16 protein-coding genes and 1 pseudogene are annotated in these 20158 nt (G+C 67.3%); 8 read left to right on the top strand and 9 right to left on the bottom strand.

The genetic code is table 11. From position 1 onward, the window contains the following. Positions 1–19 precede the first annotated feature (19 nt). The gene (locus ACFWIX_RS14800; RefSeq protein WP_377216892.1) at positions 20–847 is read right to left on the bottom strand and encodes an alpha/beta fold hydrolase; all 828 of its coding nucleotides are present in this window, start codon (positions 845–847) and stop codon (positions 20–22) included. A 170-nt stretch (positions 848–1017) separates the two neighbouring features. Next, a complete protein-coding gene (locus ACFWIX_RS14795; RefSeq protein ID WP_377216891.1) occupies positions 1018–2409 on the bottom strand; it encodes an amino acid permease in 1392 nt (463 codons plus the stop codon). A gap of 184 nt (positions 2410–2593) precedes the next feature. On the opposite strand from ACFWIX_RS14795, the gene ACFWIX_RS14790 reads away from it, so the two are divergent. From ACFWIX_RS14790 to ACFWIX_RS14765, 6 genes are all read left to right on the top strand, one after another. Then, a complete protein-coding gene (locus tag ACFWIX_RS14790; RefSeq protein ID WP_377216890.1) occupies positions 2594–3058 on the top strand; it encodes an Lrp/AsnC family transcriptional regulator in 465 nt (154 codons plus the stop codon). A gap of 127 nt (positions 3059–3185) precedes the next feature. Further along, a complete protein-coding gene (locus ACFWIX_RS14785) occupies positions 3186–3896 on the top strand; it encodes an NUDIX domain-containing protein (RefSeq protein WP_377216889.1) in 711 nt (236 codons plus the stop codon). Continuing rightward, positions 3893–5203, top strand: a complete 1311-nt coding sequence (gene nadA / locus ACFWIX_RS14780; RefSeq protein WP_377216888.1) for a quinolinate synthase NadA — start codon at positions 3893–3895, stop codon at positions 5201–5203. Before ACFWIX_RS14785 ends, nadA begins: the two co-directional genes overlap by 4 nt. Positions 5204–5214: 11 nt before the next feature. Further along, positions 5215–7020 carry an L-aspartate oxidase gene (nadB, locus tag ACFWIX_RS14775; RefSeq protein ID WP_377216887.1) on the top strand — a complete coding sequence of 602 codons (1806 nt, stop codon included), beginning with the start codon at positions 5215–5217 and terminating at the stop codon, positions 7018–7020. Further along, a complete protein-coding gene (nadC, locus tag ACFWIX_RS14770) occupies positions 7013–7912 on the top strand; it encodes a carboxylating nicotinate-nucleotide diphosphorylase (RefSeq protein ID WP_377216886.1) in 900 nt (299 codons plus the stop codon). The genes nadB and nadC overlap by 8 nt, the downstream gene beginning before the upstream one ends. A gap of 3 nt (positions 7913–7915) precedes the next feature. After that, complete coding sequence (locus tag ACFWIX_RS14765) at positions 7916–9073, top strand: cysteine desulfurase family protein (protein ID WP_377216885.1); 1158 nt, start codon at positions 7916–7918, stop codon at positions 9071–9073. On the opposite strand, the pseudogene ACFWIX_RS14760 reads toward ACFWIX_RS14765, so the two are convergent. Together ACFWIX_RS14760 and ACFWIX_RS14755 are read right to left on the bottom strand one after the other, a co-directional pair. Next, positions 9051–9230: pseudogene (locus ACFWIX_RS14760) on the bottom strand (hypothetical protein); the annotation flags it as partial. The gene ACFWIX_RS14765 and the pseudogene ACFWIX_RS14760 overlap by 23 nt on opposite strands. A gap of 16 nt (positions 9231–9246) precedes the next feature. After that, positions 9247–9915: a DUF1684 domain-containing protein gene (locus ACFWIX_RS14755; RefSeq protein ID WP_377216884.1), complete on the bottom strand. Its 669-nt coding sequence runs from the start codon at positions 9913–9915 to the stop codon at positions 9247–9249. Positions 9916–10032: 117 nt separating this feature from the next. Between ACFWIX_RS14755 and ACFWIX_RS14750 the strand changes: the two genes are divergently transcribed. Both ACFWIX_RS14750 and ACFWIX_RS14745 read left to right on the top strand, forming a co-directional pair. Further along, positions 10033–10857: a hypothetical protein gene (locus tag ACFWIX_RS14750; RefSeq protein ID WP_377216883.1), complete on the top strand. Its 825-nt coding sequence runs from the start codon at positions 10033–10035 to the stop codon at positions 10855–10857. Between the two features lie 73 nt (positions 10858–10930). Next, a complete protein-coding gene (locus tag ACFWIX_RS14745; RefSeq protein WP_377216882.1) occupies positions 10931–11737 on the top strand; it encodes a transglutaminase family protein in 807 nt (268 codons plus the stop codon). Between the two features lie 8 nt (positions 11738–11745). On the opposite strand, the gene ACFWIX_RS14740 is transcribed toward ACFWIX_RS14745, so the two are convergent. From ACFWIX_RS14740 to ACFWIX_RS14720, 5 genes are all read right to left on the bottom strand, one after another. Continuing rightward, the gene (locus ACFWIX_RS14740) at positions 11746–12216 is read right to left on the bottom strand and encodes a MarR family winged helix-turn-helix transcriptional regulator (protein ID WP_377216881.1); all 471 of its coding nucleotides are present in this window, start codon (positions 12214–12216) and stop codon (positions 11746–11748) included. Beyond that, the gene (locus ACFWIX_RS14735) at positions 12217–13326 is read right to left on the bottom strand and encodes an LLM class flavin-dependent oxidoreductase (protein WP_377216880.1); all 1110 of its coding nucleotides are present in this window, start codon (positions 13324–13326) and stop codon (positions 12217–12219) included. 124 nt (positions 13327–13450) lie between these two features. Then, on the bottom strand, positions 13451–16690 hold the full coding sequence (locus ACFWIX_RS14730; protein ID WP_377216879.1) for an efflux RND transporter permease subunit: 3240 nt from the start codon (positions 16688–16690) through the stop codon (positions 13451–13453). Positions 16691–16711: 21 nt separating this feature from the next. After that, positions 16712–18214, bottom strand: coding sequence for a malate:quinone oxidoreductase (locus ACFWIX_RS14725; RefSeq protein ID WP_377216878.1), 1503 nt, complete (start codon positions 18212–18214; stop codon positions 16712–16714). A gap of 79 nt (positions 18215–18293) precedes the next feature. Then, positions 18294–19964, bottom strand: coding sequence for an ABC transporter substrate-binding protein (locus ACFWIX_RS14720; protein WP_377216877.1), 1671 nt, complete (start codon positions 19962–19964; stop codon positions 18294–18296). Positions 19965–20158 lie beyond the last annotated feature (194 nt).

The raw sequence follows: 20158 nt of genomic DNA, 5'->3' as shown, positions 1-20158 counted from the left end.
CATCCGGAGGGACCGCGGGCTACACCGCCAGGAACGAAACGGCGGCCTGCTTGAAAGCCCGGCTGGTGACGGCGTTGGTGTGGTTGCGTCCGGAAAGGGTCAGCACCTCCGCCATGGAGCCGGCGCCACGGGCCAGTTCCGCGAGTTTCGGAAGACTGTCCACCCGTTCATCCTGGTCTCCGGCGACCAGCAGCATCGGCACGTGCGGCACTGCCTCGGTGGGATCGTAGGGTTCGTCCTTGATGGCTTCGACGAGGGTCAGGAGCGCGAAGATGTTGTTGCTGGGCAGCAGCAGGGCCATTTTCAGCAGCCGCGCCGTTGACTCGTCCGCAATCGGCGTTCCGTCCGCCAGGTACCGCTGCGCGGCCACGAGGTCGAACGCAGCCAGCGGATCGGTGATGTTGGGTCCGCCCAGGACCAGGCGGTGCACGATTTCGGGCTGCGTCGCCCCGAACTCCCAGGCGAGTCTGGCGCCCAGGGAATAACCCACTACGTCCAGCCCGCTGGAAGGGTCGCCGTCCTGCACCGGCCGCACGCCGGCGTCGAACGCTGCCTGCAGGAGGTCCGCGCGGATCCTGCTGGGGGAGTAAGAGTCCCGGTCCTCCGGTGCGCCGCTGCGGCCATGGCCGGGCAGGTCGACCATGATCACCCTGCGCCCGGCCTCGAGCAGCGCGGGGAGCCAGCCGGTGTCCACCCAGTTCAGCTTGCTGGAGGAGGAAAAGCCGTGCACCAGCAGGACCGGCCGGAGCCCGGCATCGGTGTCAGGCTCATGGACCTCCGCGTACATCTGGGGGTCGGTGCCCTCCACGGTGTGCGCCTGCTGGGGTCCGGTGTGCCTGCCGCTCATGGTCTTAGTCCTCATCAAGTACGGCGCTCAGGCGGACCCGGCGCTTGGGGGCTTCATCCTTCGGCACCGTGCCCACCTGGTTCCCCGAAGGTACGCAACACTCTACCTGCCGGCCCAACTGGGTAGCACCAAGTGGCGTTTTGAGGGTTCAAAACGCCACTTGGCGATACTTAGTTTCGGGCGTCCACCGGCTGGCGGGACCGGCCGCTGACCCTGGCGGCGATTTTGCAGGCGACGGCAATGCCGGCGATCAGGGCAAAAGTGCTGAACAGCTGGACGCGGCTGGCCTCCGCGCTGAAGCCCACCGCGAAGATCAAGGCCAGCAGGACCAGCCCGAGGATGGTCAGGGCCGGGAAGGCCTTCATGCGCAGGGGCAGGTCGAGGCCGTCACGGTCCGCGCGGCGGCGCAGGATCAGCTGGGAAACCAGGGCGGTGCCCCAGACCACCAGGCAGGTGGAGCCCACCAGTTGGAACAGCGCGGGCAGGATGCGCTCGGGGAACAGGAGTTCCAGTACGGTGGCCGCGAAGCCGAATGCCACCGAAACGGCAACGGCAAGCATGGGCACATGCGCACCGCTGAGGCGGGTCAGGAACCGGGGAGCCTCGGCGCGCTCCGCAAGTGAGTACACCATCCGGGAGGCGCCGTACAGGTTTGCGTTCAGGGCGGAGAGAAGGGCGACGACGGCCACCAGGGTGATCGCCGTCCCGGCGCCGGGGATGCGGGCAACATCCAGCACGCCCGCGAACGGGGACGCCAGGCCCTCCGACGAGGCGGGCAGGACGGCGGCGATCACGAAGACGGAGCCGATGTAGAAGACCAGGATCCGCCAGAGGACCGTGCGGATGGCCTTGGTCACGCTGTGCCGTGGATTCTCGGTTTCAGCTGCGGCCACGGAGACGATTTCCGTGCCGCCGAAGGCGAAGATGACCACGAACAGGGCGGACGCAATGCCCGCCAGTCCATGGGGGGCAAAGTCGGTGGTGAAGTTGCTCAGCCCTGGAGACTTCACGTCGGGCAAGAGGCCGAGCAGCAGGGCTGCGCCGATGACCAGGAACATCACGATGGCGGCCACCTTCAGGATGGCGAACCAAAACTCGAACTCGCCGAAGTTGCGGACACCAGCGAGGTTTATGGCGGTAAAGACCACCATAAAGACGAGCGCCAGTGCCCATACCGGAACTACGGGCCAAATCGAAAACAGGAGCCCTGCCGCGCCGAGCGCTTCGGCTGCGATGACCACCACCAGCTGGAACCACCAGAGCCAGCCGATCGTCGCCCCGGCAGTCCGGCCCATGGCGCGCTCTGCGTAGACGGAGAATGCGCCGCTGTTCGGGTTGGCCGCAGCCATTTCACCGAGCGCCCACATCACCAGGATGATGAGGGTGCCGGCCACCAGGTAGGAGATCAGGACGGCCGGGCCTGCCGCCTGGACGCCCGCGCCGGAGCCGAGGAAGAGGCCCGCGCCGATGGCGCTGCCCAGCCCCATCATGGTGAGCTGGCGGGATTTCATGCTGTGGCCCGCGGCGGCCGCCGGCCGTGCGGGAAGGGACTTCGTTGTCATGAGCAGGGGTGACCTTCTTGGGGTTAATGGGTGGGGCGCGTTGTGGGCCCATTCGAATTTACCGCCTGCCTGGCGGCTCCGGAGAATGAAGGGCGTGCAACCATGGAAGCAAGTTGTTCGGAAGATGGCGGGAATTCCATGCAAGTTGCGGACCCCTGCCGGCGTTGTGCAAGGAGTTTGCCCCATGGTTGATGCGCTGGATGCCAGGATTGTCCGATTCTTCACGGAGCAGCCGCGGGCTTCCGTCCTGGAAGCGTCGAGGACCCTGGGTGTAGCCCGGGCAACGGTCCAGTCGCGGCTGGACCGGATGGCGGAGACGGGCGTTATCAGCTCGTGGGTGCCGCAGCCCGATCCGGCCAGTTTTGGATTTCCGGTGGTGGCCTTCTGTTCGCTCACCATTAACCAGGATGCCGGGCACGACACTGTAGCGGAGGCGCTCGCCGCCATTCCCGAAATCATCGAGGTGCATACTGTCTCCGGCAGTTCTGACCTGATGGCCCGCGTGGCGGCCCGCTCCAACCCGGACCTGCAGCGGGTCCTGGACGCCATGATCGCCACGAAAATGGTGCAGCGGGCCTCTTCGGTCATCGTCCTCAATACGCACTTCCAGGGCCGGACGCTGAACCTGCTCGAGGCCGCCGCGACGTAGCCGCCCGGCGGCCCGCCGAAACATTTCCGCATCCGGGGCTGCAGCCGTAGAATTAGTTTTGGTCAACATGACCATAACTAGGACTGCCGCTGGGGCAGGTCCCCGGACAGGCCGAGGGCGGTGAATCGTGTTCAACAGTGCTGCGAACGTGTCGGAGCGCCGCACCGCGCCGCCCGCCCTGGCCATCTCCACGGTGATCTTCGCCCTGCGTCCCAGTGCCACCTCCGGACGCCCGACGCTCTGGCTGCCGCTGGTCCGCCGGATCCGGGAACCGTACAAGGGGATGTGGGCACTGCCGGGCGGACCGCTCAGCCACGATGAGTCCCTGCAGGATGCGGCCTCCCGCAACCTGCGGGAAACCACCGGTCTTGCCCCCACCTACCTGGAGCAGCTCTATGCTTTCGGCGGCCTGCACCGCTCGCCGTCCCAACGGGTGGTGTCCATCGTGTACTGGGCCCTGGTCCAGCCCACCGAGGCGGCCCTGGCGGACGAATCGGAGAACGTCCGCTGGTTCCGTGCCGACCGCCCGGGCGAGCTGGCATTCGACCACAACACCATCGTGGACTACGCGCTCTGGCGCCTGCGGAACAAGCTGGCCTACGGGTCGGTTGCCTACCACCTGCTGGGCGAGTACTTCACGCTGGCCCAGGTCCGCGAGGTCTATGAAGCGGTCCTCGACCGCAGGCTGGATCCCGCAAACTTCCGCCGGCAGCTCAAGGCTGCCCCGGAGATCGAGGAAACCGGCGAATACCTCCAGGGCGGCAAACACCGCCCGCCCCGCCTTTACCGCTACACCGGCCGGCCCGGCCTGGATCCAGACAACAGGAGCACACCATGAGCAGCGTCAACACTGCCATCCAGCTGATCACGCGCGAGCAGGCCGCCAACAGCGCCACGGCCGCCGCCGGCACCTGCAGCCCCGCCCTCGCCAAGGGGCCCTGGGACTTCGACCTTGCCGAGGCGCTGGCAGGCGCACCCGCGTACGGTCCGGGCGCTTCCAGCCGAGACACCGCACCCGCCAGCACGCCTCGCCAGGGCCAGCTTCCCGAGGAATACAAGAAGGCCAGCGACGAAGAACTGGCCGCCCGGATCCTGGCCGCCAAAGAGACGCTGGGGGACCGGGCCGTCATTCTGGGCCACTTCTACCAGCGCGACGAAGTGGTGCAGTACGCGGACTTCGTGGGTGATTCCTTCCAGCTGGCCAACGCGGCGCTGACCCGGCCCGACGCCGAGGCGATCGTCTTCTGCGGAGTCCACTTCATGGCCGAGACCGCGGACATCCTCTCGTCGCCCGAACAGGCAGTGATCCTGCCCAACCTCGCGGCCGGCTGCTCCATGGCGGACATGGCGGACGCCGACTCCGTGGCCGAATGCTGGGAACAACTCGAGGAGATCTTCGGAACAGAGCCCGACGCCGACGGCCGGGTCCCGGTCCTTCCCGTCACCTACATGAACTCCTCCGCAGCCCTGAAGGCTTTCTGCGGCGAGCGCGGCGGGATCGTCTGCACCTCCTCGAATGCCGCAACGGTGCTGGAGTGGGCGTTTGAGCGTGCCCAGCGGGTGCTGTTCTTCCCTGACCAGCACCTGGGCCGCAACACCGCGAAGGCGTTGGGTGTCCCGCTGGAGCAGATGCCCATGTGGAACCCGCGCAAGAATCTGGGCGGGAACACCGAACAGGACCTGGTGGACTCGCGGGTTATCCTGTGGCACGGGTTCTGCTCCGTTCACAAGCGTTTCAATGTCGCGCAGATCGAGAAGGCCCGGGCGGACTTCCCGGGCGTCCAGGTCATCGTCCATCCCGAGTGCCCCATGGACGTGGTGGACGCCGCGGATTCGGCCGGTTCCACGGACTTCATCAAGAAGGCCATCGCGGCCGCCACGGAACCCACCACCTTTGCCATCGGCACTGAAATCAACATGGTGAACCGACTGGCCGCCGAGAACCCGCAGCACACCATCTTCTGCCTTGATCCGGTGATCTGCCCCTGCTCCACGATGTACCGGATCCACCCCGGCTACCTCGCCTGGGTGCTGGAGGAGCTCGTGGCCGGCCGGGTGGTCAACCAAATCACGGTGGATTCCTCGGTGCAGGCAAACGCCCGCACCGCACTGGAGCGCATGCTGGCCGCACGGCCCCAGGGCTAAGGCGTCCAGTCATGTCCACCTTTCCTACCACTGACCCGGCCGGGCACCATGGAGGCAGCACGCAGCGCCGGCTGATCGTCGTCGGCAGCGGCATTGCCGGACTGTACGCCGCGCTGCTCGCCGGGGAAGCCGGCGTCCCGGCAGTCCTTGTGACCAAGGGCGGCCTCGGCGAAAGCAACACGTGGTACGCCCAGGGCGGCATCTCCGCGGTGCTTGACGACCCTGCCCCGGGTGACACGGCGGCCGCGCACATCGCCGACACCCTGGCTGCCGGTGCCGGCCATTGCAACGAGGCGGCCGTGCGGGCCATGTGTACGGAAGCGCGCCGGGACATCGCGGGGCTGCACCGCTTTGGCGTGCTCTTTGACGCAGAGCCCGACGGCGGTCCCGCCCTGGGCCTCGAAGCCGCCCACAGTGCCCCGCGGATCCTCCACGCGGGAGGGGACGCAACGGGCGCCCGGGTTTCGCACGCCCTGGTCCGCGCCGTCCTGGACCGGCAGGCCCGGGGGAGTATCAGCATCATCGCCGGCGCCCACGTCACAGCACTTATCCGGGACGGCGGACGGGTCACCGGCGTCCAATACCTGCGCGAAGGCCGCACCTGCACCCTTGCAGGCAGCGCCGTGCTGCTCGCCACCGGCGGGGCAGGGCAACTGTTTGCCCAGACCACCAACCCCGCCGTAGCTACGGCCGACGGGCTGGCGCTCGCCGTCCGTGCGGGCGCCGAGGTGGCCGACCTGGAGTTCTTCCAGTTCCACCCCACCTGCCTGGTCCGGACCACGGCTGCGACACCGGGCGCTGCCCAGGACGGACCGCTGCTCATCTCCGAAGCCGTCCGCGGCGACGGCGCGATCCTCCTGGACGCCGGCGGACGCCGCTTCATGCGCGCCTACCATCCGGACGCCGAACTGGCGCCGCGCGACGTCGTCTCCCGCAGCATCGCCCTGCACCTGGCCAAGGTCGGCGACCCCAACGGGCATGTGTACCTGGACGCGCGGGTCATCGAACAGGAACGGGGTGCCGGGTACCTTGCCTGGCGGTTCCCCACGCTGACCCAAAAAACCCTGGACGCCGGCATCGACTGGACCAGGGAACCCGTGCCCGTCGCGCCGGCCGCCCACTACTGGATGGGGGGAGTCGCCACCGATCTCTCCGCCCGGACCTCCGTACCCGGCCTCTACGCCGCCGGCGAGGTGGCCCGCACCGGCGTCCATGGCGCCAACCGGCTGGCCAGCAACTCGCTCCTCGAAGGGCTCGTCTTCGGCCGTCGCGCTGTTGAAGACTTCCTGGCGGGCAGCTCCGCAGGTCCCTCGGCGCCTGCGCTCCCGCCTCGCACCGGCGAACGCCTCGCAAGCTCGGCGGCCGGTGTGGACGCTCACGCGACAACGGCGCTGTCGGGACCTCGGGAGCTGCCATCGGGATCCGAGGTGACACAGCCCTGGTCCGTCAGGCGCGACGTCCATCCTGTTCCCGAACCTATCCAGTCCGCCACCGCGCGACCCACCCCGTTCTCACGGGAAGCCCTTCGGCGGTTGATGACTTCGCATGCCGGGGTATTGCGCACTGGGACGCTGTTGCGGGAGGCGGCTTTGGTGCTCGAGGGGTGGGCCGCCGTCGTCCGTCCTGACGCGGTGGATGCTGAACCGGTGGCTTCCGGTGATGCTGCTGCGCACGAGGACCGGAACCTGCTGCTGGCGGCGCAGCTGCTGGTTGCCGACGCGCTGCGCCGCCCCGATTCCCTCGGCGCCCATTACCGCAGCGACGATCCAGAAGAAACCCCCGTCTTCCGCCCGAAAGTGAGCCTTTTCCATGACTGAAACCAGCGTCCGTGTCCGTGGGCTTGATCTGGCCCTGCCAGCCGCCGCGGTGCGGGAGATCCTGGAACGGGCGTTCGCCGAAGACGCCCCCGCCGGGGACATTACATCCCAGCTGCTGATCCCTGCCTCGGCCCGGGCCACCGCTGTGCTCAACGCCCGGGTGCCCGGCGTCTTCAGCGGCGCCACCGTCTTCCGCGACGCCATGCTGCTGGTGGACCCGGCTATCAGCGTCGACCTGCTCGTCGCGGACGGTGAAACGTTCGACGCCGGCACGCACCTCGCCCGGGTCAGCGGCCCCGCGCGCCCGGTCCTCCTCGCGGAACGGGTCGCACTGAACCTGGTGCAGCGTATGTCCGCCATCGCCACCCGCACCGCGGAGTTCGTCCGCCTGGCCGAAGGGACCAATGCCCGGATCACGGATACGCGCAAAACCACCCCCGGCCTGCGCATTCTGGACCGCTTCGCCGTCCGGTGCGGCGGCGGCGCCAACCACCGGTACAGCCTGTCCGACGCGGTCCTGGCCAAGGACAACCACTTGGCCGTCATGACCGGCGGGGACCCCGCCAGGCTCACTGAACTGCTCGCTGCCGCCAAGGCCCAGCTGGGGCACACCACGCACTTCGAAGTGGAGGTGGACCGGATGGACCAGATCGAACCGGTGCTTGCCGCGGGCGTGGACACCATCATGCTGGACAACTTCACGGTGGAGGAACTGAAAGCCGGGGTTGCCCTGGTGGCGGGACGGGCACGCGTGGAGGCCAGCGGCAACGTCAACCGGGCCACCGTGGCCGCCATCGCCGCGACGGGGGTGGACGTGATCTCCATCGGAGCCCTCACACACACCGTGGCCGCCCTGGACCTCGGCCTGGACGTCGAACTCAGCGTGGAGTAGGCCGTGATCTTCCTCGACGCCGCCGCCACGACGCCCGTGCGGCGCGAAGTGCTCGACGCCATGTGGCCCTACTTGAGCGGAGAGTTCGGCAACACGTCCAGCCACCACAGCCTGGGGGAGTCGGCGGCCGCCGCGCTCGCGGACGCCCGTGCGTCCGTCGCCGCCGCCTTGGGCTGCCGGCCCGGGGAAGTGGTCTTCACCTCCGGCGGCACGGAAGCGGACAACCTGGCCGTCAAAGGCATTGCCCTGGCCCGGCAGGCAGCGGACCCTTGCCTGGACCGTGTGCTGGTCAGCGCCGTCGAACACCCCGCCGTGGAGGAATCCGCACGGTACCTGGCGAAGTACCACGGCTTCACCGTGGACGTGGTGGCCGTGGACAGGGACGGGCTGGTCAGCCCTGAAGCCTTCGCCGCCGCGCTGCGGCCCGGCACCGCGGTGGCCAGCATCATGTACGCCAACAACGAGGTCGGCACCGTCCAGCCGGTCGCTGAGTTGGCTGCCCTGGCCCGGGACCGCGGCATCCCGCTCCATACCGACGCCGTCCAGGCGGCCGGCTGGCAGCCGCTGGATGTCCGCGGGCTCGGTGTCGATGCGCTCAGCATTTCGGGGCACAAGCTCGGGGCACCCAAAGGCTGCGGGGCGCTGTATGTGCGGAGCCGGACCCCGCTGGAACCGCTTGTCCACGGCGGCGGCCAGGAACGCGGCCGCAGGTCCGGGACGTCCAATGTTGCCGGGGCGGTGGGGCTGGCCACGGCATTGTCGCTGGTACAGACGCGGCAGCCAGAAGAAGCAGAGAGGGTTACGGCCCTCCGCGACGCTTTCATCCGCGCCATACTCTCCAGCGTGCCGGGTGCTGAGCTCACGGGGCACCCGGTCCACCGCCTGCCGTCGGTGGCCTCCTTCTGTTTCCCAGGCACGAGCGGGGAGTCCGTGCTGCTGGAACTTGAACGGCAGGGCGTGGTGTGCTCCAGCGGCTCAGCCTGTGCTGCGGGATCCGACGAACCCTCTCCCGTGCTGACCGCCATGGGTGTTCCGGCCGCGGTGGCGCAGACCGCCGTCCGGTTCAGCTTTGACGCCTCCGTCACCAGGGAGGACCTGGACACGGCCGCCCGCGCGGTGGCTGCAGCCGTGGCCGGAGTCAGGTCCCTGGGAACCCGCTAGCGGCAGGATCCTGGCAGTACCGGGCACGTCGGAAAATCCAGTGCCCGCAGCAGGGTAAAGCGCACCGCCGTGGCCGCAACCCGGCCAGTGTGGTGGTCAGCAGTTCCTGCCCCACTGTGGCCCCGGGATGGAGCCAGTGCAGGATGCCCAGGCTGCCCCGGTGCCGGCGCCTACTACGGCCCGTCCTGGTACAGCTCGCCGGCCGGGATCTCCACCGCGAGCCGGTTCGCAGGCCCCGGCAGGGGGCACGCCCATGCCTCGTTGTATGCGCACGACGGGTTGTAGGCGAAGTTGAAGTCCAGCACGAAAGCGCCGTCCTTGCCACCGGTTCCGTGGAACGCCCCCTTGATGGTGTCCAGCAGGTAGCGTCCGGCGCCATAGGTTCCGCCGGGCTGGCCGGCAGTGGCATCCCGGAACGGCAGGAAGATTCCTCCGCCGTAACCGCGGAGCTTCCAGACGGCGAGCTGGCCCATTTCGGGGAGGTCGAAGGTGCCCAGCCGGACGAAGTTCACCACGCCGTCGGTACCGGTCTCCACGCTCATCTCACGTCCGGCGCCCTCTTTGGTCAGCGGGACGTGGAAACGGTAGATCGGATCATAGTCCGCGGTCCGCAGCCCGGAGAAGCTGGCCTTGCCCTCGGCAGTCAGCGGCGAAGCGGGATGGGTGGCGAACATAAGGTCGCGCTGATGGCGCCAGTAGGAGTGCGCCTCGGCCGGGTTGTCCGCGGCTATCCTGCGTACCGCGTCGTACAGGGCAAACGTCCGCAGCCGCCAGTCGGCAACATCGAGGGCGGACATTTCCGCCAGTTCTTCCTGGATTCCGCCGTGCTGCTCTTCCGCCATACGTCCACCCTAGTGCCCGGAACCACAGCCGGAGTACGACGCCGGCATGCGCCAGGGTGCCTTGCCGCATCGGGGAGCCGCCGTGGCGCCCGCCTGCCGGGAAGCTAGGCTGGATGTATGAGAGGCCAGGCTGCACGCACACCCTATCCGGCCACCGCACCTGCGCTCTTTGCGGCAGCGGCGCTGTTCCTTTCGGGCTGCACCGGCCCGGGAGGCGGCGGGTCCGGGTGGACGGCCGCGCCCGAGGCGCCACCGGCATCCGAAGCGGCAGGCGAGGACCCCGGCGCCACCGCCACCTCCAGCCCCTCGGCAACTTCACCAGGCACTGCGGACCCGTCGGCCGGGCCGCAGCCCGCAGCCACCGCGTCCGCCTGGAAAACCTACTCGGCTCCGGACAAGTCGGTCTCCTTCGAACTGCCGGAGGAATGGATCGTTCAGTCCGTGTCAACTGCGAAAGGCACCCTGGCAGGCGCGCTCGCACTCGAGGTGAAGAAGCCCGACGGGACTTTCATGGCCGCGCTCCGGACGGGACTCCCGCCGTCGTCCGCCACATGCTCCGAAGCCGCCAAGCGGGAATACACGGTGCTCAGCAGCGTCCCGGCGGGAAACCTGGCCGCGGGGACGGTGGCCGGAACCATCCCGCCCCGGGTGGTGTTCCGCGTCATCAAGGGGTACCGGTACTTCGGCTCGTACGGCATCACCAACGTGGTGGCCGGGACCGACGGCCGGGCCTGCGAACTCCGGAATACAGTCCGCGGACCGGCTGCCAAGGGCGACTACTCGTTCGGTGACGTCCCCGTGCTGCGGGCGTTCGCCGCGGATGAAAAGGTGGCCCCGGCCAAGGCGTTCAACACCCTGGCGGAGGCGGGGGAGTACGCGGCGGAAAGCGAAGACTTTGCCAACGTGCAGCGGATGCTAATGTCTCTGGAGATCGAAGACTAGTCCAGCTGCCGGCCGCCACCTTGGGCCGGAACGTGCGGGGGCTGGCTTCCCGCCGTCCACACCCCGGAGAGTCATGGAACGCACCGTTTCCGCACGCCTGGTCTTCAAGACCACCGCCAACACCAAGGTGGCCATGGCCATCGCCGTCGCGGAAAACAGCGGGTACTCCCGCTTCGACGAATCGCTGTCCGTCGAGGCCGGCGGCGTACAAGTACCCCTGACCGCCGTGGCGGACCATCACGGCGGCCGGTTCCACTACATGGAGTTCACTGAGCCGGCCGAGGTCACCGTGGACTACGCGGCCACCGTGTCCGGCCGCGGGCTGCCGCAGGAGGCCGACCTGGCGGACCGCATCCGGTACGTCCGACCCAGCCGGTACGCCGAATCAGACCGACTCCTGCCCACTGCCTACGCCACGTTCGGCCAGGCACAGGGCGCCGCTCTGGTCAGGGAAGTCCGCGCCTGGGTGCACCGGGAACTGCGCTACATCAGCGGGTCCTCGCGCGGCACGGACGGCGCCGTGGAGACGCTGCTCGCCCGCCGGGGCGTGTGCCGGGACTTTGCCCACCTGACCATCGCCCTGCTGCGGTCCAAGGACGTACCCGCGCGGCTCGCGGCCGTTTACGCACCCGGGCTGAAACCCATGGACTTTCACGCGGTGGCCGAGGCCTGGGTGGACGGAGCCTGGCATGTCATCGACCCCACGGGCCTCGCGCCGCGCGAATCAATGCTGCGCATCACCGCCGGACGGGATTCGTCGGACACGGCGTTCCTGTCCACGGTGGGCGGCAGCCTGGCCCTCAGCCAGCTGCGGGTCTCCGCAGAGGTCAGCGGAACCCTGCCGGCCGAGGATCCGGAAGCGATGGTCCGGCTCGGCTGAATCCAGCCCTACCGCGCCGGGCGCTGCGGCAGTGACGCCCGCAGCTTGTCCGTCAGCCGCTGGAGCTCCTTCTGCTCCGCGGCCGTCAGTGCCGGGGTCATCAACTCGGCGATGTCCCGGACGTGCTCGCGCCCGATTTCTTTCTGGAGTTCCTGGCCGGCTTCGGTGAGCTTAAGCAATACGCCCCGGCCATCGTCCGGGGCGGGCATCCGGGCCACCAGCCCGCGCTTCTCAAGACGTTCCACCAGCCTGCTCAGGCTCGACTGGCTGAGCAGGACATTGTCGTTCAGCTCATTGAGCCGGAGCCATCCGGACGGGCACCGGGACAGGGTGAACAGCACGTCGTACTCGTTGACCGCCAGCCTGCGGAAGGCGGGGCCGGACTGTAGCCGCCGCATCACCGCAACCTGGGTTCGGAACAGGGACTCCCACGTTTCGGCAGCCAGCCGCACGGGGGACGCTGAGGTTTCGCCGGCCACCTATGCCCCCGCCCGGGTTTCGGAAGCCTCCTGCGCCGCCACCGAGGCTGCGAGGCGGTTGGCGTGGATGGGCGGATCCGGGACGTGTGCAGGCTTCTTGTCCGCGTACTCCTTGCGGAGGACCGGGAGGACTTCCTCGCCGAACAGGTCCAGCTGCTCCAGCACCGTCTTCAGCGGCAGGCCGGCATGGTCGATCAGGAACAGCTGCCGCTGGTAGTCGCCGAAGTATTCGCGGAAGGTCAGGGTCTTCTCGATGACTTCCTGAGGGCTGCCCACCGTGAGCGGGGTCTGGGCGGTGAAGTCCTCCAGCGACGGGCCATGGCCGTACACGGGCGCATTGTCGAAGTAGGGCCGGAACTCCTTCACGGCGTCCTGCGAGTTCTTCCGCATGAAGAACTGTCCGCCAAGCCCCACGATGGCCTGGTCTGCCTTCCCGTGGCCGTAGTGCTCGTAGCGTTCGCGGTACAGGCCGATCAGCTGCTGGTAGTGCTCCTTGGGCCAGAAGATGTTGTTGGCGAAGAAGCCGTCACCAAAGTAGGCCGCCACTTCGGCGATCTGCGGCGTGCGGATGGAGCCGTGCCACACGAAGGGCGGCACACCGTCCAGCGGGCGGGGCGTGGACGTGAAGTTCTGCAGCGGCGTCCGGAACTTGCCGGACCAGTTCACGGTGTCCTCGTCCCACAGCTTGCGCAGCAGGCTGTAGTTCTCGATGGCCAGTTCCACGCCGTCCTGGATGTTCTTACCGAACCAGGGGTACACCGGTGCAGTGTTGCCGCGGCCCAGGACCAGGTCCACGCGGCCGTCTGCCAGGTGCTGGAGCATGGCGAAGTCCTCGGCGATCTTGACCGGATCGTTCGTGGTGATCAGCGTGGTCGCCGTGGAAAGGATGATCCGCTCCGTCTGGGCGGCGATGTAGGCCAGCGTGGTGGTGGGGGAGGAGGAGAAGAACGGCCGGTTGTGGTGCTCGCCGAGGGCATACACATCCATGCCGATTTCTTCGACCTTCTTGGCGATGGCCACCGATGCCTTGATGCGTTCGTGCTCGGTGGGAGTCCGGCCGGTGGTGGGGTCGGTGGTGATGTCGCTGACGCTGAAAACACCGATCTGCATGGTGTGCCTTTCCGTTGCGGGACCGCTTGAATTGGTTTAATAGTAAACCAATTTAGATGCATTTGCATCTATTGCCTCGTGTAACGTCTTTATCGGCCGAATATTCCCGCCGGCAGCCATGAGCTCAGCCTGCCTGCTCCGGACCTCCGTTGGCCGCCCGCCGCCCGCTGACCTTGGGCACCATTCCCGTGGTCCAATCCCGGAATTCGTCCTCGACGTCGGACGCGGACACGAATTCCGGACGTTCCTTCAGTTCGCGCAGCAGGGCCTTCTTCTCGCGCCGGCCCTCCACCAGCCGGTATAGCACGGGTACCAGGACGAGCGTCAACGCAGTGGAGGAGACCAGGCCGCCAACCACGACGACGGCGAGCGGCTGGGAGATAAAGCCGCCTCCCCCGGTAAGTCCCATGGCCATCGGCGTCAGGGCAAAGACGGTGGCCAGCGCAGTCATCAGGATCGGCCGGAGCCGCTGGCGCGCGCCGTGGGTGATGGCGTCCTGGACGTTCATGGCCGGTCTGCCCTCCCCGGGCCGGCGGTACTGGTTGATGAGGTCGATGAGCACGATGGCGTTGGTCACCACGATGCCCACCAGCATCAGCATGCCGATCAGCGAGGGGAGGCCCAGGGGGACGCCGGTGACCAGCAGCAGCGCCACCGCTCCGGTGGCCGCGAACGGAACCGATACCAGCAGGATCAGCGGCTGGACCAGGGATTTGAACGTGGCCACCATGATCACGTAGACGATGGCGATCGCCGCGAGGAGGGCCAGCCCCAGTTGCCGGAACGATTCGGCCTGCTGCGTGGTGGCACCGCCCAGCTCCGCGGTGACGCCTGGAGGAAGGCCAACGCCGGCAAGGCGCTTTTCCACTTCCGCACTTACGGCACCCAAATTGGAGCCGGACGGCGTGATCGATACCTTCGCGGTCCGCTGGCCGTTACTCGCGGTGATGCTCACCGGGACGTCCACCTGCTCCACGCTGGCGATACTGCCAAGACGGACCGGACCGCGGGCTCCGGGCAAGGCGATATCCCGGACCGCTTCGATACTGGTGAAGCGCGTTCCCTTGCCGATCCGGACAGGAAAGTCGGTAGTGCCGATGCGCACTTCACCGGCCGGCACCGGGCTGATGGTGGAGGCGAGCACACCGGCCACCTGTTCTTCGTTGAGGCCGGCAGCCACCGTCTTGGCCCGGTCCACCCGGACCTGGACTACGGGCTGGCCCTCTGAGAGGTTGGTGGCCACCTCGCTGGTGCCCGGCGTGCCTTCCATCGCTGCGACCATGGCGTCGCTCGCGGTCCGGAGGTCCGCCGTCGTTGCCGCCTTCAGCGTGATGTCGACGGTGGAGGAGGTGCCGAAACCGCCCTGCTGGGTCCCCACGGACACCTTGCCGGATCCGGGCACCTTGGCCAGTTCGGCGCGGACTGTCTCCCGCAGCTCGTCCTGGTCCGCCTTTTCGTCCGTCACCACGGTGAAAGTGGAGTTGGAGGACCCCGTGGAGACGAGCGCGGCAAACCCCGCCTGCGCGTTCCCGGAGGTCACCTGGATGTCCTTGACGCCGTCGATGGTCTGCAGCGCCTCCTCCAGCCGGGTGGCGGCGGCGCTGGTGTCCGCGAGGCTGGTGCCCGGGGGAAGGACCTGCCGGACTGTCATACTGTTCTGCCCTGAACCGCCCAGCAGGTTCGTGGCCAGCAGCGGTGTCATGGCCGCGGTTGCGCCCAGCACCAGGACGGCCGCCACCAGCGTGGTCACGGGATGCTTCTGGGTGGTCCGGAGGATGGGCAGGTAGCCGCGGTGGAGCCTGCTCCGCTGTTCGGAGGCCAGCGCCTTGGCGCGGGCTTCGGCGGCATGCGCCCGGGCCGCGGGGGTCCCGGACGAGAGTCCGACGGCGGCTCCCGGGTTCCTGAGGAACCAGTACGCCAGTACGGGGACGATGGTCAGTGAAACCAGCAGCGAGGCCAGCAGCGCCATGGTGACGGTCAGGGCGAAAGGGCGGAACAGTTCGCCGGCGAGCTCGCCTACGAAGGCGATTGGCAGGAAGACGGCCACGGTGGTCAGCGTCGATGCGGTGATGGCGCCGGCCGCCTCGCGGATGGCCGTGAGGATGGCGGTGACCTTGTCCTCGCCATAGGTGAGGTGGCGCTTGATGTTCTCGATGACCACGATCGAATCGTCCACCACGCGGCCGATCGCGATGGTCAAGGCGCCGAGGGTGAGGATGTTGAGCGAGTAGCCGGTCGCGGAGAGGCCTATGAACGTGACCAGCAGAGACAGCGGGATGGAGACCGCCGTGACCAGCGTGGAGCGGGTGGACATCAGGAACACCAGGATGACCGCCACGGCGAAGCCCAGGCCCAGCAGGCCCTCCGTGGTCAGGTCCTTGATGGACTTCTCGATGAACGGCGCCTGGTCGAAGACAGGAGTGAACTTGGCATTGGAGCCGAGTTCGGCCTCAAGTTCAGCCAGCGAATCGCGGACGGCGTGGGAAATCCCCACCGTGTCGCCCTCCGGCTTCTTGGTAACGGATACCGCGAGCGTTTCTTCCCCGTTGGTCCGGGTGATGGACGTCCGCTCATCGTCCTGGATTGAGACGTCGGCCACCGAGCCGACAGTGGCTGCCTTCTTTGCCCCGGAGAGGGGGAGGGCGCGGATCGCATCGATGGAGTCCACCGGGCTACCGATCTGCAGCGAGAGCGTCTTGCCTTTTTCCTCAAGGGTTCCGGCGGGGATGAGCGCACCGTTGTTGGAAAGGGCATCGCGGATGGCGCTGATGCCGGTGCCGGCGGCGGCCATATCCCTGGTCCGCGGCAGGATCTCGATGTGCTGGGTGGCCCCGCCAGTGACGTCGGCGCCGCGGACGCCGTCAATCTTCTGCAGGCGCGGCACGCTCAGCCGCTGCAGGTCTGCGTTGAGCTCGCTAAGCGGCTTGTCCGAGGACACGGCCAGGAAGACGATGGGGAAATCGCTGATGTTGCCGGCAATGGCCTGCGGCTGGACGTCTTCGGGCAGGGTGCGCTTGGCGTTGGAGATGGCCCGGTCAATCTGGTTCCGGGCCCGGTCCAGGTCCGCGCCGTAGGTGAAGGCCAGGGTGATCTGGGAGACGCCGTTGCGCGACGTGGAGGAAGTGGATTCCAGCCCCTCCACGCCGTTCAGCGCGGTTTCCAGGGGAGCGCTGACCTGCTTGTCCACCACTTCCGGCGAGGCGCCGGGCATGGCGGTGAGCACCGTAATCTGCGGAAACTCAATCGAGGGAATGAGTTCCTGCTTCAGCGAGGACATGGTGATCACGCCGAAGACGGAGGCAAAGACGGTGATCAGTGCGATCAGGGCCCGGTTCGCCAGTGAAAGGTGTGCCAGCCTGAACATCGCATGTTCTCCCGGTGGTGGTCAGAAGCTGGCGGAAATACTTTCCAGCTGGAGGGACTTGGCCGTTGCCTTTTCAAGCTCCATGGCGAGGTCCGGATTTTCATCCAGCTTCACCCCGTAGCCGGGCATCATGTCCTTCAGCTTGGACTGCCAGCCCTTGAAGTTCCGGGGGAACGTCTTCTGCAGCAGCTCGATCATGATGGGCACTGCAGTAGACGCACCCGGGGATGCGCCCAACAGTGCACCGATGGAGCCGTCGCGGCCGGCGATCACCTCGGTGCCGAACTGCAGGACACCGCCCTTTTGCGGGTCCTTCTTAATGATCTGTACACGCTGGCCGGCCGTGATCAGTTCCCAGTCGCCGTCGCGCGCCTCGGGGTAGTACTCCCGCAGGGCTTCAACCTTGTCGCCGTGACGCTTGGCCACCTCTTTGATGAGGTAGGCCGTGAGGTCCATGTTGTCCTTCGCCACAGCCAGCATGGGGATGATGTTCCCGGGCCGGATGGACAGGGGCAGGTCCAGGTAGGAGCCGTTCTTGAGGAAGTTGGTGGAGAAGCCGGCGTAGGGTCCGAAGAGGAGGGACCGCTTGCCGTTGACATAGCGGGTGTCCAGATGGGGAACGGACATGGGCGGTGCTCCGACGGAGGCCTGGCCGTAGACCTTGGCGCTGTGCTGGGCCGCGATGGTTTCGTCAGTGCACCGGAAGAACTGTCCGGAGACCGGGAACCCTCCATAGCCCTTGCTCTCGGGGATGCCGGAGGCCTGGAGCAGGTGCAGGGCGCCGCCGCCGGCGCCTACGAAAACGAACTTGGCGTGGATCTTGCCGTGCTCACCGGAACGGGGGTATTTCAGCGAAAGGTCCCAACCGCCGTCGGCCGCCCGGGAGATTCCGGTGACATCGTGGCCGTAGTTGACCTCCACCCCATTGTTGGCCAGGTAGGTGGTGAGTTCGCGGGTCAGCGCGCCGAAGTCGACGTCGGTGCCCTCGGCGGCGCGGGTGGCTGCAATCTGCTGCTTGGGGTCACGGCCCTTGACGATCAGCGGCGCCCACTTGGCGATCTGGCCGTGGTCCTCGGAGTACTCCATGCTCCGGAACAGCGTGTGGGACTTCAGCGCCTCGTAGCGGGTCCTAAGGAACCGGCTGTGGTCCTCGCCGATGACGAAGCTCATGTGTGGAACTGTGTTGATGAAGCCCTTGGGGGAACCGATCAGGTTCTGGTCCACGAGGTGGGACCAGAACTGGCGGGACAGCTGGAACTGCTCGTTGATGTGCAGGGCCTTGGCGGGGTTCACCGAGCCGTCCTTGGCTGCGGGGGAGTAGTTGAGCTCGCAGAGCGCAGCGTGGCCGGTTCCGGCGTTGTTCCAGGGGCCGGAGCTTTCCAGCCCCGGCTCGTCCAGCCGTTCGAAGAGCGAGATGGTCCAGTTCGGCTCCAGCTGCTTAAGGAAAGCCCCCAGCGTGGCGCTCATGATGCCTCCGCCAATCAGGACGACGTCGGCATGAGGGGTTTTGGAAATGAAGGTCACGATCAGTCTCCGATTGCTGCGGCTCTGGCTGTCACAGAATATCCCCGCCCGGCGGACATACTGAAATTGAGCCGGTCCGTCAAGGCTTTAGCTGGACCTTCGTGAAAACTTCATGCAGCACGGGAGAAGCCGGGTAGCTGAGGACCCGGTCCGAGAGGGCCAGCGCCGAGATGGGGAATGCGATGGGAACGGCCGGGACGGTGGCCGCGATCTGTTCATTGATGGTGTGATACAGCTCATCCCGCTCGTCGCCCTGGGGGAGCCCCCGGGCGCGGTTGATCTTGGCGAAGACCTGCGGATCCTGGTAGCCGAATTCACCGTTCTTCTCACCGAACAGTGGGCCCACGAAGTTATCCGCGTCCGAATAGGAGCCATTCCAGCCGAGGAGATGCAGCGCGTGGTCCCCGGCCGACTGCACGTCGTGGAGGTAGCCTTCTGACCACTCCACCGGGACCGGGCGGATATTGAAGCCGGCGGCCGTGAGCTGCCGGCTGATTTCGGCGTAGACCTTTTCCGGCGTGGGCAGGTAGGGCCGGGTGACGTTGAGCGGATAGTAGAACTTCAGCGGCTCGCCTGCATAGCCGGCCTCCTGGAGGTACTTTTTCGCCTTGGTCAGGTCATGTCCCAGCTCGGGCGCGTCGTTGTTGAATCCGCTGATCTTGGGCGGCACGAATTGGGTCGCCTTGCCGGTGTTGTCGATGAAGAAGCGCCGGATCAGCGTGTCCTTGTCGATTGCCATTTCAATCGCCTGCCGCACCTTGAGCTTGCGCAGCACCGGAATTTCCTGGTTGATCCCGACATACATGACGGAGAACGGGTCCCGCTGGACGATCTGCTTGCCCCGCTTGACCAGTTGGTCGAAGTTTCCCACGGTCACGGCGTCGTAGCCATCGATCGTGCCTTCCAGGAGGGCGTGCAGGCGAGCCTGGGGGTGGGTGTAGGCCTTGAAGTTGATGGTGGCGATCTGGCCGCGGTCACCCCAGTACGAATCGTTGGTGGCGAGTGTGACGCTCGATTCGTCCCACGCGGTGAGACGGAACGGTCCGGTGCCCACAGGGCGGGTGGCGAACCGGGAGAGCCGCTGGCCGGCCCGGTCCTGGTCCAGCACGTCGGCGGTGTCCTTTGCGAGCGCCGCCGGAGACGCGATCGCGAACGCGGGCAGTGTCAGTGCCTGGAGGAAGGCGGTGAAGCGCTGGTTCAGGTCGATCCGGACCGTGTGCGCCGATACCGCTGTGCAGCCCTTGAAGATCGAAAGTCCGGCGTCGTCCGCATGTGCCTTGAACACCCCTTTAAAGGAGATGCCGGGAGCCTGGTCGCGGAGGGCACGGGGCAGGGCGAACCACCGGTTGAAATTGGTGCACACCGCCTCGGCATTAAAAGGAGTGCCGTCCTGGAATGTGACGTCCGTCCGGAGCCTAAAGGTGTAGGAGCGGCCCTCGTTGGACTCGCTCCATTCGGTGGCGAGGAGCGGCGTGGGCTGGCCCGTGGTCTGGTCAACACCCACCAGGCCCTCCATGATCTGGCGGGTTATGCGCTGGGACTCCACGTCGTTGGAGAGGGCGGGATCCAGGCCGAGCGGCTGCGCGGCGGTGCCGAAGTTGAAGGTCGCGGTGGGGCTTGTCCCTGCCCTGGAACCAGGGGAGCCCTGAGATGGCGACGGACCGGGCGCGCCTGTGCACGACGTTGCCCCCAATGCCAGGAAGGCGGCTCCGGTCAGGAGGACAGTCCGCCGCGATGTACTGCTGGGCACTCGTTACCACCTCGGGATGTTCCGGCTCCGCCGCCTGCGGGCCGGACCCCAGTCTAATTGACGCAGCTTGGCGGCGGGGGGCGGCGCCGGCGTTGGGGGGCGCGCCCCCCGGCGCGGGGGTGGTGCCAGCCCGGAGATGTGGTGGCAGACACGAAGGGGGCCCAGCTAGATGGGGGCGTTTCTAGTTGGTTGAG

The sequence above is a fragment of the Pseudarthrobacter sp. NPDC058362 genome (genome assembly GCF_042723515.1).
In the GTDB taxonomy this organism is placed as follows: Bacteria; Actinomycetota; Actinomycetes; order Actinomycetales; family Micrococcaceae; genus Arthrobacter.
This window is presented reverse-complemented; position numbering and strand designations above follow the sequence as displayed.

What these genes read in the sequence shown, in the direction of transcription:
- ACFWIX_RS14800 (WP_377216892.1), bottom strand. Translation starts at nt 847, where the DNA reads ATGAGCGGCAGGCACACCGGACCCCAGCAGGCGCACACCGTGGAGGGC.
- ACFWIX_RS14795 (WP_377216891.1), bottom strand. Translation starts at nt 2,409, where the DNA reads ATGACAACGAAGTCCCTTCCCGCACGGCCGGCGGCCGCCGCGGGCCAC.
- ACFWIX_RS14790 (WP_377216890.1), top strand. Translation starts at nt 2,594, where the DNA reads ATGGTTGATGCGCTGGATGCCAGGATTGTCCGATTCTTCACGGAGCAG.
- nadA (WP_377216888.1), top strand. Translation starts at nt 3,893, where the DNA reads ATGAGCAGCGTCAACACTGCCATCCAGCTGATCACGCGCGAGCAGGCC.
- nadB (WP_377216887.1), top strand. Translation starts at nt 5,215, where the DNA reads ATGTCCACCTTTCCTACCACTGACCCGGCCGGGCACCATGGAGGCAGC.
- nadC (WP_377216886.1), top strand. Translation starts at nt 7,013, where the DNA reads ATGACTGAAACCAGCGTCCGTGTCCGTGGGCTTGATCTGGCCCTGCCA.
- ACFWIX_RS14755 (WP_377216884.1), bottom strand. Translation starts at nt 9,915, where the DNA reads ATGGCGGAAGAGCAGCACGGCGGAATCCAGGAAGAACTGGCGGAAATG.
- ACFWIX_RS14750 (WP_377216883.1), top strand. Translation starts at nt 10,033, where the DNA reads ATGAGAGGCCAGGCTGCACGCACACCCTATCCGGCCACCGCACCTGCG.
- ACFWIX_RS14745 (WP_377216882.1), top strand. Translation starts at nt 10,931, where the DNA reads ATGGAACGCACCGTTTCCGCACGCCTGGTCTTCAAGACCACCGCCAAC.
- ACFWIX_RS14735 (WP_377216880.1), bottom strand. Translation starts at nt 13,326, where the DNA reads ATGCAGATCGGTGTTTTCAGCGTCAGCGACATCACCACCGACCCCACC.
- ACFWIX_RS14730 (WP_377216879.1), bottom strand. Translation starts at nt 16,690, where the DNA reads ATGTTCAGGCTGGCACACCTTTCACTGGCGAACCGGGCCCTGATCGCA.